This window comes from Aquirufa sp. Wall-65K1 (assembly GCF_054558475.1).
Window position 1 is genome coordinate 40,206 of sequence record NZ_JBPXKD010000004.1, and the last position, 14,806, is coordinate 55,011.

Below are 14,806 nucleotides of genomic sequence, written 5' to 3' on the forward strand. Positions count from 1 at the left end.
CGGGGAATTTTAAAAATATTATACGAGTATGTTGGAGCAGCTGGAGGCTATTAGGGAAAGATTTTTAGAGGTAGAGCAACAAATTGCCATGCCTGAAATCGTTTCTGATTTAAAGAAATTCAAAACTTTAAGTAAAGAATACAAAGATTTACAAAAGATAGTAGATCAATACATGGCCTATCAAAATTTACTAAAATCCATAGAAGAAGCGAAAGATGTTATTGCTACGGAGAAGGATGAGGATTTTAGAGATATGGCAAAAGCGGAATTAGAGATATTGGTTCCACAAGAAAAAGAAATGCAGGAGGAGTTGAAGGAAATGTTGATTCCTAAAGATCCGAATGATTCCAAAGACTGTATTCTTGAAATTCGTGGTGGTACTGGTGGAGACGAAGCTTCCATTTTTGCTGGGGATTTGTTCCGTATGTACCAGCGATATGCTGAGAAAATGGGGTGGACATTTCAAATTATGGATTTTACGGAAGGAACAGCTGGCGGTTTTAAAGAGATTATTGTTTCTGTTCAAGGTGAAGATGTATATGCTAAACTGAAGTTTGAATCGGGAGTACATCGTGTTCAGCGAGTTCCTGCTACAGAATCTGCTGGAAGAATTCATACATCTGCCGCCACGGTAGCAGTTATGCCTGAAGCAGATGAAGTGGATGTTCAGATTAATATGAATGATATTCGTAAAGACACCTTCTGTTCATCAGGAGCAGGAGGGCAGTCGGTAAATACCACTTATTCAGCTGTGCGTGTTACCCACATTCCATCGGGTTTAGTTGTTCAATGCCAGGATGAAAGATCTCAAATTAAAAACTTTGACAAGGCAATGACTGTTTTGCGTTCGAGATTATATGAGATTGAGTTAGAAAAAAGAAATGCTGAAATAGCTGGAAACAGAAAGTCCATGGTGGGTTCGGGAGATCGATCAGATAAGATTAGAACCTATAATTATCCACAAGGTCGAGTAACGGATCATCGTATTGGTTTAACCGTATATAATTTACCCGTGGTGATGGATGGAGAGATAGCAGAATTTATTGAGCAATTACGTATTGCCGAAAACGCAGAGCGATTGAAAGAAGGCTCTATGTAAGCTAATATAAATAAAGTATTGAAACGGCCTTATTCTTCAGAATATGGCCGTTTTTTTATCAATTTCTTGATGAAAAAATAGAAACAAAAAGAATCTAAAAATTGTTAAAACGTCAACGCTGTCAAGGTTTTAAACCTTGACAGCGTTAAGATTTTTAGGCCTTTTCTAATTTGAATTGAAAGGATGTTCCTTTGTCAACTTTTGAGAAAACAGCAATTTTACTGTTATGTGCTTGAATGATGTGTTTCACAATGGATAAGCCTAATCCTGAGCCACCACTTAACTTGGCCCTACTTTTATCCACCCGGTAAAACCTCTCAAATAAACGAGGTAAATGTTCTGCAGGAACTCCAGGCCCATTATCTTTTACCATGATTAAAAATGCCTTTTTCTTCTCCTCCAAATGTACTGTTACCTTACCATCTTGATGGCCATATTTAATGCCATTATCAATTAAATTAACTAATACTTGGCTAATTCGCTGATAATCAGCTTTTACTAGAACGGGGCCTTGATGACCGATGAGTTTTAATTCAATGTTTTTAGTTTTTGCCTTGGCTTCTAATTGTTCAAAAATCTCTATTACCAATGGCTTTAAATCAAGGGCTCTTTTATCAATTTTGATGGCGCCTGTTTCAATTTGAGAAACCGTGAGTAAATCTTTCACCAGGATGTCCAATCCATCGAGACTTTTGGCAGCTTTTTCCAAAAAACGTTTTCTGATTGCTGGATCTTCTTCAGGATTATCCAATAGTGTGTGAACAAAACCTTGTGCGGCAAAAATCGGAGTTTTTAATTCGTGAGAGACATCCGCTAAGAACTCTTGCCGGTATTTGGCCGCTTTCTTCAACTCCTTAACCTCGTCTTCTTTGGTCGTTACATAAGAATTTAACTCCTCTTTCAATAATACAATCGGATTCTCTTTCTCGATTAATTGCTTACGTGGAATAACAGAAAAATTCTTCTTTTTAATCTGTTTGATGCGGTCGTATAATTTATTGACTTCCTTAAAAACTAGATTGTCCAAGGCAAAATAAATGACCGCACTACCAAAAATGAAAGAGCTAATAAAACAGACAAAAAGGATAGTAAAGTCGGTATTGGGTAAAAAGGAAAGAAAAGAGGTACATACCCCAGCAATGACAAAGGCCAATAAAAGGGAAAGGTATCTAGGGCTTAACATGCTGAAATTTTTGTTTTCAAGTTACGATTTAAATTTCTTTTGGGGGATCATTTTCCAATTGTTTTAGTATAATCAGGTTTTACGCACATTTTCGTACCTTTGCGCTTTACACAAAATACCATGGAATTAAATCGCTTAAGTGCCATCTCTCCCGTTGATGGTCGTTACCGAAAACAAACGGAAGTCTTATCTCCTTATTTTTCTGAATTTGGATTAATTCAATACCGTGTTCGAGTGGAAATTGAATATTTCATTGCTTTGTGCGAAATTCCATTGGCTCCCTTACAAAACTTTCCATCGGAAGCGATAGCGGCTTTACGTCAATTATACCAAAATTTTTCCGAGCAAGATGCCCTCTGGATTAAAGAGAAAGAAAAAGAAACAAATCACGACGTCAAGGCGGTTGAATACTTTATCAAAGAAAAGATTTCTGGATTTACGCAATTCGGTGACTTATCAGCCTATTTGGAGTTTATTCACTTTGGATTAACCTCTCAAGATATCAATAATACAGCTATCCCTGTTTCTATTTTGGAAGCGCATCGTGCGGTCCTATTACCTACTTATATTCAAGTTAAAGATCAATTGGCAGCTTTAGCTACTGATTGGAAAGATATTCCCATGTTGGCCCATACGCATGGTCAACCCGCATCTCCTACTCGTTTAGGTAAGGAAATCCAGGTATTTGTTGAGCGTTTAGATAGGCAATTGGAGTTATTATCTCAAGTACCATTTACAGGAAAATTTGGGGGTGCCACAGGTAATTTTAATGCCCACCATGTAGCATTTCCAACAATTAATTGGCCTGCATTTGGCGCTAATTTGTTAGAAAATAAATTAGGTATTCATCGTAGCAAATACACGACCCAAATAGAGCATTATGATAATTTGGCGGCTTATTTTGATGGCTTAAAGCGACTAAACACCATTTTGGTAGATTTGGCTCGGGATATATGGTCCTATGTTTCTATGGGATATTTCAAACAAAAGATCAAAGCTGGGGAGATTGGTTCTTCCGCCATGCCTCATAAAGTTAATCCCATCGATTTTGAAAATGCCGAAGGTAATTTAGCCATAGCCAATGCTTTATTGGAATTTTTATCTGCCAAATTGCCTATTTCGCGTTTACAAAGAGATTTGACGGATTCCACAGTATTAAGAAATGTTGGAACTCCTTTATCTCATATTTTGATTTCCTTATCTTCTTTGCAAAGAGGCTTGGGAAAATTGGAATTAAATGAATCCAAAATTCACCAAGATTTGGAGGAAAATTGGGTAGTCATTGCCGAGGCGATTCAAACCGTCTTACGTCGGGAGTCATATCCAAAACCCTATGAAGCCTTGAAAGAATTAACTCGTCATCATGGAAAGATAGATCAGGGTGTATTTCAGCAGTTCATTCAAGGATTGGAGGTTTCTGAGGCGATCAAGGCTGAATTATTATTGATTTCACCTTTTAATTTTGTTGGTAGAGACGAAAACTAAAACCATGAATCAACGTTTAGCCCAATTATCTTTGGTGGTGAAGGACTATGATGAAGCCATTGCTTTTTATACACAAAAGCTAGGTTTTGAATTAGTAGAAGACACCATCATGAGTCCTACTAAACGCTGGGTTATCGTGAAGCCAGTGGGAGAGGGGTCTTGCCAATTATTGTTAGCTAAAGCCGCCAATGAAGAGCAGGAGTCTCGAATAGGGAATCAAACAGGTGGTCGAGTTTTCTTATTTTTACTTACCGATAATTTTGACCGTGATTACCAAGGTCTAATTAAAAATGAAGTTAAAATAGTACGAGAAGCAAGCATAGAGGAATATGGTAAAGTAGCCGTTTTTGCTGATTTGTATGGTAATTTATGGGATTTAGTGGAGAAGAATGCTTAGTTTTTTTAGTTTGAAATTTTGATTTACCATATTTCAGATTACATTTGCATCAAATTATAATAGAAATGACTAAAACAACGCACAACAAAAACTGGTGGCAAGGCTAATACTTCCTTGAACAGTTTTGCTGTGTGTATATGATATGTTTTACTCAAGGCTTGCTGTTCCCAGTAAGCCTTTTTATTTTAATTTTGTCGATAGCCTCATGTCCAGTTCAAATAAATTTACCATTCATACCACTAGGAAGACCTTGTTAGCTGATACGTTAACGCCCATTGGTATTTTCTTGAAAATCAGAAAAAATTATAAAAATTCTGTTATCCTTGAAAGTGCTGATTATCACGGTCGTGAACATGGTTTTTCTCATATTGCTTTTGATCCCGTAGCCAGTTTTGTTTTAGATCAACAGCTTGTTACTCAGCAATTCCCCGATGGTAGCGTAGAGACTTTCCGTTTGGAAAATCCGAAAGATGCTGTTAAAGTTTTACAGGATTTTTCTTCAAGATTTTCTTATCAAAAAGAAGTTGGTGATTCACCGATGGCCAATGGACTTTTTGGTCACATTAGCTATGATGCCGTTAGTTATTTTGAGGATATTCATATCCAAGATAAAAATCCAGAAACAGCTATTCCTTCCATTCGGTATTATGTGTATCGTTATGTGGTCGCTTTGAACCATTTCAATAATCAAATGACCTGGTATGCCCATAGTTATTTGGAAGGTCAAACGCCAAATCTGGATGCAGTTGCCTATCATTTAGAAATGCCTCATTATACCTTAGAGCCATTCAAGCGCGTAGGGGAGGAACAGAGTAATTTAACGGAAGCACAAACAGAAGAAATTGTCAATACTTGTATCAAGCATTGTTTGAGAGGTGATGTATTCCAAATAGTACCTTCCCGAAGGTTTAGTCAAACCTTTATTGGTGATGATTTTCAAGTATATCGGGCTTTGCGTTCAGTGAATCCCTCACCCTACTTGTTCTTTTTTGATTACGAGCAATATCGTATTTTCGGCGCTTCGCCTGAGAAACAAATTAAGATTGATCATGAATTGGCAGAAATTCATCCGATTGCCGGAACATTCCGACGAACAGGAGACGATGCTCGGGATGCGGAATTAGCTCAGGCGTTAATTGCAGACCCCAAAGAATCGGCTGAGCATGTTATGCTAGTGGATTTAGCTAGAAATGATTTGAGCCGAAGTGCAGACAACGTGAAAGTAGAAACTTTTAAGGAGGTGCAGTTTTTCTCCCATGTGATACATTTAGTATCTAAGGTGACGGGAACTTTACAAAAAGGGGTGAATCCATTACAAATGGTGGCAGATACCTTTCCAGCAGGAACCCTAAGTGGCGCTCCCAAACACAATGCCATGACAATCATCAATCGACTGGAACCTACCAACCGTCATATTTACGGGGGAGCCATAGGATTTATGGATTTTGAAGGCAACTTCAATCATGCCATAGCCATTCGCACATTTTTAAGTAAAGGGAATACCTTGTTTTATCAAGCTGGAATGGGGGTTGTTGCTAAATCTGTTGTGGCCAGTGAAATGCAGGAGATACATAATAAATTAGCGGCACTCAAAAAGGCCTTAGATGTAGCAGAAAATTTATCATAGGAAGCCATGAAAGTATTAGTAATAGATAATTATGATTCATTTGTATACAATTTGGTATACCTATTGAAAGAGATTGGGGCTGAAGTAGATGTATTCAGAAATGATAAAATTGCTTTGGAAGAAGTAAAGGCATACGATCATATTTTACTATCCCCCGGTCCTGGAATTCCTTCAGAAGCAGGAATTATGCTTGATTTATTGAAGGAATATGCCCCATCGAAACGAATTTTAGGTGTTTGCCTAGGTCATCAAGCCATAGCAGAATCTTTTGGCTCGAAATTGCAAAATATGGGCGAGGTATTGCATGGAGTAACGACCGAATGCGTGGTAACTGATCCAACCGAAAAATTATTTCTAGGTATTCCATCTCGATTTGAGGTTTGTCGATATCATTCTTGGACCGTTATCCCCGAAACCATGCCTTCAGATTTGAAAATTACTGCTGTGGATGATAAGGGATTTGTCATGGCGGAGGCGCATCAGAAATACGATGTTCGAGGTGTTCAGTTTCATCCTGAGGCTTATTTGACCCAGCATGGATTACAAATGATTAAAAATTGGATTCAATAAAACATGAAAGATATATTAAGTAAACGAGTTCAAGGGTATTCCTTAACAGAAGTAGAAGCCAAAGAGGTCTTGTTGCGCGTGGGTCAAGGAGGAATAAATCCTAGTCAAATTGCTGCATTTTTAGCTAGTTATTGGTATACACCTATTCAAGTTCAAGAATTAAAAGGATTTGTTTCTGCCATGATGGAATTGGCGGTTACCATCGATTTGACAGAATTTGATGCCATGGATGTATGTGGGACTGGAGGGGATGGAAAAGATACTTTTAATGTGAGTACAACTTCTTCTTTTGTGGTGGTTGGTGCAGGGCAAAAAATCGCTAAGCATGGAAATCATGGTGTTTCTTCTGCGGTAGGCTCTTCCACTGTGTTGGAATTTTTGGGTGTTAAGTTTAGTAATGATCCAAGTTATTTAAAACGGAAAATGGAATCTTCAGGCATCTGTTTTTTGCATGCTCCCTTATTCCACCCTGCAATGCGTCACGTAGGTCCTATCCGCAAGGAGTTAGGAATGAAAACCTTTTTCAATTTATTAGGTCCTTTGATGAATCCAGCCTTGGTTACCAAACAATTAACTGGAGTTTATGCCAAGGAAGTGTATGATTTATTTGTACAATTTTATGATGCTGGATCTAAGAAATTTGGTATTGTTTTTGGGGAGGACGGTTATGATGAGATTTCATTAACCAGTTCATTTTTGTTGACAACGAAAGAAGGCGAAACTCGATACTTGCCCGGCGATTTCGGATGTGAAACCTTCCAATCACAAGAGTTGAGCGGAGGCTCCAATGTAGAGCAGTCAGCAGATATGTTGTATAAGATTTTACAAAGACAAGGTAGCCCTGCCCAAACTCAAGTAGTATTAGCCAATGCTGCCGCTGCTTTATTGGTAGCAGAAAAAGTTAGTAATTTGTCGGATGGTTATTTAATGGCCAAAGAATCCCTAGAAAGCGGTAGAGCCTTTCAAGTTTTCAAGAAATTTATCATGGATTAAGATGAGTATTTTAGCTACTATTTTAGATTCCAAAAGGAAGGAAGTTGCAGAGAGAAAGTCGCGTATTTCTATGCGTGAATTGGAAAAAACAGGATTTTTTGCGCGTCATTGTCATTCGCTATCCATGTCCTTAACTCAGCCTGCTTCTACGGGAATTATTGCTGAATTTAAGCGTAAATCTCCTTCCAAAGGAATTATTAACGATCGTTTATCCGTCGAGGAAGTAACCCAAGCCTATGCTGCTGCTGGAGCTGCTTGTTTGTCTGTATTAACGGATACTCCGTTTTTTGGTGGGACAGATGATGATTTTGAAAAGGCTCGTCGGGCCAATCCAAATACGCCCATTCTCCGTAAGGATTTTATGGTGGATGAATACCAAATTGTTGAGGCAAAGGCCATGGGAGCTGATGTGATTTTGTTAATTGCTGCTGCATTAAGTCCACAGGAAATCAAGCAATTCGGGACTTTGGCACGTTCTTTGGGGATGGAAACCTTATTGGAAGTACATGACGAAGAAGAATTGAAAAGAAGTTTAGGCGATTATATTTCGGTGGTAGGAGTTAATAACCGTAACCTTAAGAATTTTGCGGAGCAAAATGTTGAGGCATCCAAGCAATTGGCGGAAAAAATACCAGCGACATGCATTAAAGTTTCAGAAAGCTGCATTTCAGGGCCCTCCATCATACAAGAATTGAGGGGATATGGTTATAAAGGGTTTTTGATTGGAGAAAGTTTTATGAAGACCGATGCTCCAGGAAAGGCATTGTCAGATTTTTTAAACCAGGATTAATATGAAATGGAAGGTTTGTGGTATGCGAGACTTGGATAATATCCAAGAAGTGGCCAAGGCCAAGCCAGATTTTATGGGTTTTATATGGGCAGAAGCTTCGCCTAGGTATGTGGGAGAGGACTACATCATTCCTCAAGAAGTTTTGGGGGAAACTATTGCCGTGGGGGTGTTTGTTGACCGGTCTGTTGCAAGTATACTAGCATTGTCAAAACAAGCAGGCTTTAAATGGGTTCAATTACATGGAGAGGAGGGAGATGAAGAGGTAATTGCCTTACAAAAAGCAGGTATAAAAGTCATTAAGGCTATTTCAGTGTCAGATAAGTGGGATTTACAAGGATTGAGTGATTTGCCTGATTTTTATTTATTTGATACCAAGAAAGGAAAGCAAACAGGAGGTACAGGCCAGCGATTTGACTGGAATATTTTAGAAGCTTATACCTTAGATAAGCCCTTTATTTTGGCAGGAGGCTTATCAAAAGAGAATTTGGAAGAAGCGATGGAATTAAGTAAAAAATACCCGATTCATGCCTTAGATTTTAACAGTAAAATTGAAGTCAAAGCGGGATTAAAAGATGTACAAGTTGTACGAGAAATTTCGAAACGATTAGCAGAAAAATAGAGCTATGGCACTTATGTATCAAGTTGACGAAAAAGGTTATTATGGGGAGTTTGGCGGGGCATTTATTCCTGAAATGCTGTATCCCAATGTGGAAGAACTAAGAACACATTACTTAGATATAATTTATGATCCATCCTTTCAACAAGAGTTTCATGATTTATTGAAAGATTTTGTGGGTAGGCCAACGCCTTTGTTTGAGGCTAAAAGATTATCTGAGAAATACCAAACGCAGATCTATCTCAAGCGAGAGGATCTTTGCCATACCGGTGCGCACAAAGTAAACAATACCATTGGTCAAATTTTAGTCGCTAAGAAATTAGGGAAAAATAAGATTGTGGCGGAAACGGGTGCAGGTCAGCATGGAGTAGCAACGGCTACTGTTTGTGCCTTGATGGGCCTAGAATGTATTGTTTACATGGGAGCTATTGACATAGAACGTCAGGCGCCTAATGTGGCCAGAATGAGAATGTTGGGGGCTACGGTGGTGGCTGCACAATCGGGTTCGAAGACCTTGAAAGACGCAACCAATGAAGCCATGCGCCATTGGATTAATAATCCGGTGGATACACATTACATTATAGGTTCAGTGGTGGGCCCGCATCCATATCCAGATATGGTGGCACGTTTTCAATCTGTTATTTCAGAAGAAATTAAAGCCCAATTGACTGAGAAAGTTGGGAGAAATTACCCTGATTATGTGTTAGCGTGTGTTGGAGGAGGGTCAAATGCTGCAGGAGCTTTTTACCATTTTTTAGATGAACCTAGAACGCAGTTAGTTGCTGCAGAAGCGGCAGGTCAAGGAGTTAGTACTGGACATTCTGCTGCTACGACTTTTTTAGGTAAGGCAGGAGTATTACACGGAAGTAAGAGTTTATTGATGCAAACGGAGGATGGTCAGGTGATAGAACCCTATTCTATTTCAGCCGGATTAGATTATCCAGGCATTGGCCCGATGCATGCTCATTTATTTAAAACCGGCAGGGCACATTTCTACGATATTACGGATGATGAAGCCTTAGTTTCGGCATTGGAATTAAGTCAATTAGAGGGAATTATTCCTGCATTGGAATCAGCTCATGCCTTGGCTGTTTTACCAAAATTACAGGCCAAGCCTGAGGAAATAGTGGTCATTAATTTATCAGGAAGAGGAGATAAGGATTTGGCTACCTACCAACAACGATTAAATTTATTATAGATGAATCGAATTTCAGCAGTTTTTGAATCGGCAAATGGGCCTATTTTAAATGTATATGCCACGGCAGGATTTCCTAAATTGGGAGATACCATGACTGTTTTGGAGGCACTTCAAGAAGGAGGCGCTGATATCATTGAAATTGGAATGCCCTATTCTGATCCTGTAGCAGATGGAGAAACCATACAGCAATCGAATCAAATTTCCTTGGATCAAGGTATGACGGTAGCTCTTTTATTTGAGCAATTGAAGGAGTTGAGAGAGAAAATTCAAGTGCCCGTTTTATTGATGGGTTACATTAATCCGGTATTGCAATTCGGGGTTGAGCGTTTTTGTCAAAAATGCCAAGAGGTGGGAGTAGATGGATTGATTTTGCCGGATTTGCCCATGGCGGAATATGAGTCAGAATATCAAGCTATTTTTGAAAGTTACGGCTTGTTTAATATTTTCTTGATTACTCCTCAAACGACTGACGAAAGGATTCGTCGGATTGATTCAGTAAGTCAAGGTTTTATTTATATGGTTTCCTCGGCCAGCACTACAGGAGCCAAAACGGGTATAAGTTCAGAGCAGGAACGGTATTTTGATCGAATCAATCAAATGAATTTGAAAAACCCAAGGTTAATCGGATTTGGTATTTCTGACAGAGAAAGCTTTTTAAAGGCTTCCTCATCTGCCTCTGGAGCCATCATAGGAAGTGCATTTGTGAAATTACTAGCAAAGTCTAGTCAATTAAGAGAGGATATTATAGCTTTTGTTAGGGGTATAAAAGGCTTGAATTAATTCACAATTTTTTGACTAACAGTTTTTTAGAAAAAATAAATTTTCTATCTTTGCAACCCAAATCAGTGAGCCTTATGTACGATTGGACCGCTAAGCACTGATAATCACCAAAGTTTGAACAAATTATTAAGATGAGTGATTTAATTAAATTAGTTGAAGCAGAAAATGCAGCTCGTAGAGCAGATCATCCTGAATTTGCAGCAGGAGATACTATTAATGTTCACGTAAAGATTCGTGAAGGTAACAAAGAGCGTATCCAGGTATTCCAAGGATTAGTTATTCAGCGCAAGAATTCAGGTGCTGGTGAGTCATTTACAGTTCGTAAAATCTCAAACGGAATTGGAGTAGAGCGTATTTTCCCAATCTTGTCTCCAAACATTGACAAAATTGAAGTATTACGTCGTGGTAAAGTACGTAGAGCTCGTTTATATTACATGAGAGGTAAGCAAGGTAAAGCGGCTCGTGTTAAAGAGAAGAAAAAATAAGAGGTTTGAATTCTTTGATATAGAAAGAGCTGCTCGCAAGGGCAGCTCTTTTGTTTTTGCCCAATAATTAGTTGATAATAAGTTTCACTTTTGTTCGATGCAGGGAAAAAAGAATAAATTTCTAGTTTTTGAGAGAAGTCATATACTTCCCTCAAAAACTAGAAATTTTTAGAGATTATTTGGTTAAGTAGAGTGAGCACGTAATAAATAATTTTTGAAACTAAAGCATAAATGCAATTGAAAGGGAAACTTAGATATTGAGTCACCCATTCTTTCATTTCTACAAATTATCATAGAACACAGGTTGCCATGCTTCACTCTATTTAACCTGAAAAATAGAACATCTTGAAACCACCCAAGATGTTGTAGCAAATTCTATGCTACAAAACTGCCAATTTTATCATGAAATTTTCTTGCGAAAAGGCAATAAATTAAATTGATAAAACGCAACAATCAGCTAATTAGAGATCCTTTTTCCATGATTTTTCTTCGGATTCGACTTAGTTCAGAAGGGCTCATGTTTAGAAAGGAGGCTTTATATTTATCCGGAACTTGCTCATCCAATTCTTTAAATGATTTACAAAAAGCTTCATATCGAATTTGTGTATTTCTGATATGTAGGAAAGAGGTAATTCGTTCTTGTTGAATAAGAATTTCTTGTAAAATGATTCGGCAAACGGTATTTGAAATAGGTAATTCTATGTAGGCTCTTAAGAGATCTTCTTTTTCGATATAGAAAACTTCCGACTTCTTTAAGGCATCAATACTAATTTCACTGGGTCTTTCATTGAAAAAACTATCTGGGGCAAAGCTGAATCTTCCTGGAAGCGTAAACCATCTGGATATGGGCTCTGTCTTTTCCATTTGTTCGACCCAAGAATATTCCCTTAATAATCCGGATGCTAGAAAGTAAAATTTGTTGTTAATGTCCCCTTCGGCTAAGAGGATTTGGTTTTTCTGAAAGGTTGCAAATTTAAAGTAGCGAGTAATTTCTTTTACTTCAGATGGTGGCATTAATTGATAGGAATTTAGGTAGGCTTCTAGCAGAGTTGAAGGCGTCATAAAATTTAAAATTAAAGTTTTGTATAAGAGAGTAGAACTGTATGCAATACATATATAACCGATAAATCAGACTTGATTTTCTTGTGATTAAATAAAGCGATAGGAAAGGTGGTAATTTAATCCTCAAGGAGTAATTGATTTATATCGCATAAGATATAAATCCTTTAGAGGATAGGCAATTTTGAATGTATGAAAGCTACCTATAAATTGAATTTCTTGCGTTTTCTCAAGAAACTGAAAGAAGAAAAAAACATAAGACCCTGATGTCTGTATATTATTGTTAATCAGGGCCTTATAGTGAGAGTTATCATTTGATAACTTTGCGTACATTTTGATTGATGGTATCAGATTCTATTAACCCATCTCTTAAACGTATGATACGGTGAGCATATTGAGCAATATCATCTTCATGGGTAACCATCACGATGGTATTCCCTTTTTTATGAAGTTGGTCAAAAAGATCCATGATTTCATAAGAAGTTTTGGTATCTAAGTTTCCTGTAGGTTCATCAGCTAATAAGATGGATGGCTCATTCACCAGGGCTCTCGCTACAGCTACTCGTTGCCTTTGACCACCTGATAGTTCATTCGGTTTATGGTTAGCTCGATTGTCAAGCCCAACGCCTCTTAGCGTTTCCATCGCGATTTCATTCCTTTCTTTTTTGGAATATCCAGCATAGATTAGAGGAAGGGCTACATTGTCTAAAGCCGACTGTCGGGGTAATAAGTTGAATGTTTGAAATACAAAGCCTATTTCTTTGTTACGAACAGCGGCTAATTCATTCTCGGACATTTCGCTTACATCATGACCATTTAAAATATACTTACCTGTACTTGGTGTATCTAAGCAGCCAACGATGTTCATTAGGGTAGATTTACCAGAACCCGAAGGGCCCATAAATGCTACATATTCGCCTTTATTCACTGAAATACTGATGTTTTTTAAGGCATCTATTACCTCTTCTCCCATCACATAGCGTTTGGAAATATTTTTCGTTTCAATAATTTTGGTCATAATCTCAGGAATAAAATATCTTAAAAATACATCCAATACCTGAAAGAAGTTTCACTTTTCTACAAAAGATACGCATCGTGGATAAAGTAGCGCTAGCAAGGATAAGAGGTTTATTGCTCAATATGTTTTAGCTTTGTTAGCCGTAGATTAAAGTGATGAAATACATACCAGCTTTGGATGGCATTAGGGCCATCGCCATCTTATTAGTGTTAATTTTTCATTGGTTTCCCACGAATCATTGGATTAATACGATCCCTAATGGGCCGGTTGGAGTAACGCTTTTCTTTGTTTTGAGTGGGTATTTGATTACATCCATACTATTAAGTCAGCGAGAGAAACATTCATTTGCGAAGGCATTTGGTAATTTTGTTGCTCGTAGAGCATTACGTATTTTTCCTATATATTACGCCGTATTAGCCTCATTGCTTGTTTTAAAAAAAGTAGGCATTCAAATCGTAAGTGATTTTTACCTACATCCGATTTATTATTGGTCCTATTTATACAACCATTGGTTAGAGCAAAGCCAAAATTGGTCAGATATGCTTTCGCCTTATTGGTCATTATCTGTGGAGGAACAATTTTACATCATTTGGCCGGTATTAATCTTAGGAATAGCCTCTAAAAGGAGTTTATTGGGCCTTCTTTGGGCTACAACCTTGATAGGTTTACTCGCAAGGTACATGTTAATACATCAGTATAGTGGCATCGGGGTTTATATGATTACCTGTGTTGATACGTTCGCTTGGGGTGCTTTATTGGCGTTTTATTTGAGAGAAGGGAAAGAAATACAAGTAAGGGCCCTAGCCAAATGGCTACTTCCATTGGCCTTTTTCGGATTTTTATGGACCTCATTGCTATTATCTGATGCTGATTTAGGTAAACAATTATTTTTTCGAACCTTTACCTCAATTCTTTCTGCTGGGTTAATTTTAGGCGCCATGAGGCCAGGTATTTTGGCTCAATTTTTATCGGTAAAACCCTTAAGGGAGGTCGGTAAAATTAGTTATGGATTGTATTTGTATCACATGGTAATACCTGATTTATTTTATCAGTTGGCAAATCGAATTCACCTCCCTATTCAAGATACATTTCATATCTATGGAATAATAGCCTTGTTTGTGGTTAGTTTTATCTCTTATTATATTTTCGAAAAGCCCATTCAATCACTTAAGCGATATTTTGTTTAAAACATTGGTTGATTATCAGTTTGTTGGTGTATAAAAAGGAAGGAAATTGATATTTTTGCCTAACGCTGGCAAGGTTTTAAACCTTGACAGCGTTGAAATTTTTGAAAGGAAGTTTTTGTCCGTCTATCCAACCAAAGCATAGGGCTTCATCCAATGCTTCTTTGTAAGAAATAGTTTGCTCTGGTGCGCTAATTTTAGCGATTTGAAGACATATACTCGGAGAACTTGCATGATGTAATTCAAGCCAATCACGCCATGCTTTGCTTGTTTTAAATGAAAGGATTTCCGTTTTAGTACTTGTCATTCATGAAATTTTGAA

16 protein-coding genes are annotated in these 14,806 nt (G+C 37.8%); 12 read left to right on the forward strand and 4 right to left on the reverse strand.

The window, feature by feature from the left end:
- Positions 1 to 28 precede the first annotated feature (28 nt).
- Positions 29 to 1,099: a peptide chain release factor 1 gene (gene prfA / locus ACST15_RS07505; protein WP_459454041.1), complete on the forward strand. Its 1,071-nt coding sequence runs from the start codon at positions 29 to 31 to the stop codon at positions 1,097 to 1,099.
- Positions 1,100 to 1,253: 154 nt separating this feature from the next.
- Here the strand turns inward: prfA and ACST15_RS07510 are convergent, their stop codons facing one another.
- Complete coding sequence (locus tag ACST15_RS07510; protein ID WP_459454042.1) at positions 1,254 to 2,282, reverse strand: sensor histidine kinase; 1,029 nt, start codon at positions 2,280 to 2,282, stop codon at positions 1,254 to 1,256.
- A 120-nt stretch (positions 2,283 to 2,402) separates the two neighbouring features.
- Here ACST15_RS07510 and purB point away from each other — a divergent pair, with 120 nt between their 5' ends.
- The 10 genes from purB to rplS all read left to right on the forward strand — a co-directional run bounded on the left by purB (position 2,403) and on the right by rplS (position 11,223).
- The gene (gene purB / locus ACST15_RS07515; RefSeq protein ID WP_459454043.1) at positions 2,403 to 3,767 is read left to right on the forward strand and encodes an adenylosuccinate lyase; all 1,365 of its coding nucleotides are present in this window, start codon (positions 2,403 to 2,405) and stop codon (positions 3,765 to 3,767) included.
- A gap of 4 nt (positions 3,768 to 3,771) precedes the next feature.
- Positions 3,772 to 4,164 carry a VOC family protein gene (locus ACST15_RS07520; protein WP_459454044.1) on the forward strand — a complete coding sequence of 131 codons (393 nt, stop codon included), beginning with the start codon at positions 3,772 to 3,774 and terminating at the stop codon, positions 4,162 to 4,164.
- A 205-nt stretch (positions 4,165 to 4,369) separates the two neighbouring features.
- The gene (locus ACST15_RS07525; protein WP_459454045.1) at positions 4,370 to 5,791 is read left to right on the forward strand and encodes an anthranilate synthase component I family protein; all 1,422 of its coding nucleotides are present in this window, start codon (positions 4,370 to 4,372) and stop codon (positions 5,789 to 5,791) included.
- 6 nt (positions 5,792 to 5,797) lie between these two features.
- Positions 5,798 to 6,361 carry an anthranilate synthase component II gene (locus ACST15_RS07530; protein ID WP_459454046.1) on the forward strand — a complete coding sequence of 188 codons (564 nt, stop codon included), beginning with the start codon at positions 5,798 to 5,800 and terminating at the stop codon, positions 6,359 to 6,361.
- 3 nt (positions 6,362 to 6,364) lie between these two features.
- On the forward strand, positions 6,365 to 7,354 hold the full coding sequence (trpD, locus tag ACST15_RS07535; protein ID WP_459454047.1) for an anthranilate phosphoribosyltransferase: 990 nt from the start codon (positions 6,365 to 6,367) through the stop codon (positions 7,352 to 7,354).
- Position 7,355: 1 nt separating this feature from the next.
- Positions 7,356 to 8,144, forward strand: a complete 789-nt coding sequence (trpC, locus tag ACST15_RS07540) for an indole-3-glycerol phosphate synthase TrpC (RefSeq protein ID WP_459454048.1) — start codon at positions 7,356 to 7,358, stop codon at positions 8,142 to 8,144.
- 1 nt (position 8,145) lies between these two features.
- Positions 8,146 to 8,763: a phosphoribosylanthranilate isomerase gene (locus tag ACST15_RS07545; protein WP_459454049.1), complete on the forward strand. Its 618-nt coding sequence runs from the start codon at positions 8,146 to 8,148 to the stop codon at positions 8,761 to 8,763.
- A 4-nt stretch (positions 8,764 to 8,767) separates the two neighbouring features.
- Positions 8,768 to 9,958: a tryptophan synthase subunit beta gene (gene trpB, locus ACST15_RS07550; protein WP_459454050.1), complete on the forward strand. Its 1,191-nt coding sequence runs from the start codon at positions 8,768 to 8,770 to the stop codon at positions 9,956 to 9,958.
- Positions 9,959 to 10,738, forward strand: a complete 780-nt coding sequence (gene trpA / locus ACST15_RS07555; protein WP_459454051.1) for a tryptophan synthase subunit alpha — start codon at positions 9,959 to 9,961, stop codon at positions 10,736 to 10,738.
- A 131-nt stretch (positions 10,739 to 10,869) separates the two neighbouring features.
- Positions 10,870 to 11,223: a 50S ribosomal protein L19 gene (gene rplS, locus ACST15_RS07560; RefSeq protein ID WP_109322003.1), complete on the forward strand. Its 354-nt coding sequence runs from the start codon at positions 10,870 to 10,872 to the stop codon at positions 11,221 to 11,223.
- 453 nt (positions 11,224 to 11,676) lie between these two features.
- On the opposite strand, the gene ACST15_RS07565 is transcribed toward rplS, so the two are convergent.
- Positions 11,677 to 12,285 (reverse strand): Crp/Fnr family transcriptional regulator, encoded by a 609-nt coding sequence (locus tag ACST15_RS07565; protein WP_459454052.1) that lies wholly within the window; start codon positions 12,283 to 12,285, stop codon positions 11,677 to 11,679.
- Between the two features lie 307 nt (positions 12,286 to 12,592).
- The gene (locus tag ACST15_RS07570; RefSeq protein ID WP_459454053.1) at positions 12,593 to 13,300 is read right to left on the reverse strand and encodes an ABC transporter ATP-binding protein; all 708 of its coding nucleotides are present in this window, start codon (positions 13,298 to 13,300) and stop codon (positions 12,593 to 12,595) included.
- A gap of 155 nt (positions 13,301 to 13,455) precedes the next feature.
- On the opposite strand from ACST15_RS07570, the gene ACST15_RS07575 reads away from it, so the two are divergent.
- Entirely contained in the window at positions 13,456 to 14,487 is a 1,032-nt protein-coding gene (locus ACST15_RS07575) for an acyltransferase family protein (RefSeq protein WP_459454054.1), read from the forward strand.
- Between the two features lie 76 nt (positions 14,488 to 14,563).
- On the opposite strand, the gene ACST15_RS07580 is transcribed toward ACST15_RS07575, so the two are convergent.
- Complete coding sequence (locus ACST15_RS07580; protein WP_459454055.1) at positions 14,564 to 14,791, reverse strand: YdeI/OmpD-associated family protein; 228 nt, start codon at positions 14,789 to 14,791, stop codon at positions 14,564 to 14,566.
- Positions 14,792 to 14,806: the final 15 nt, after the last annotated feature.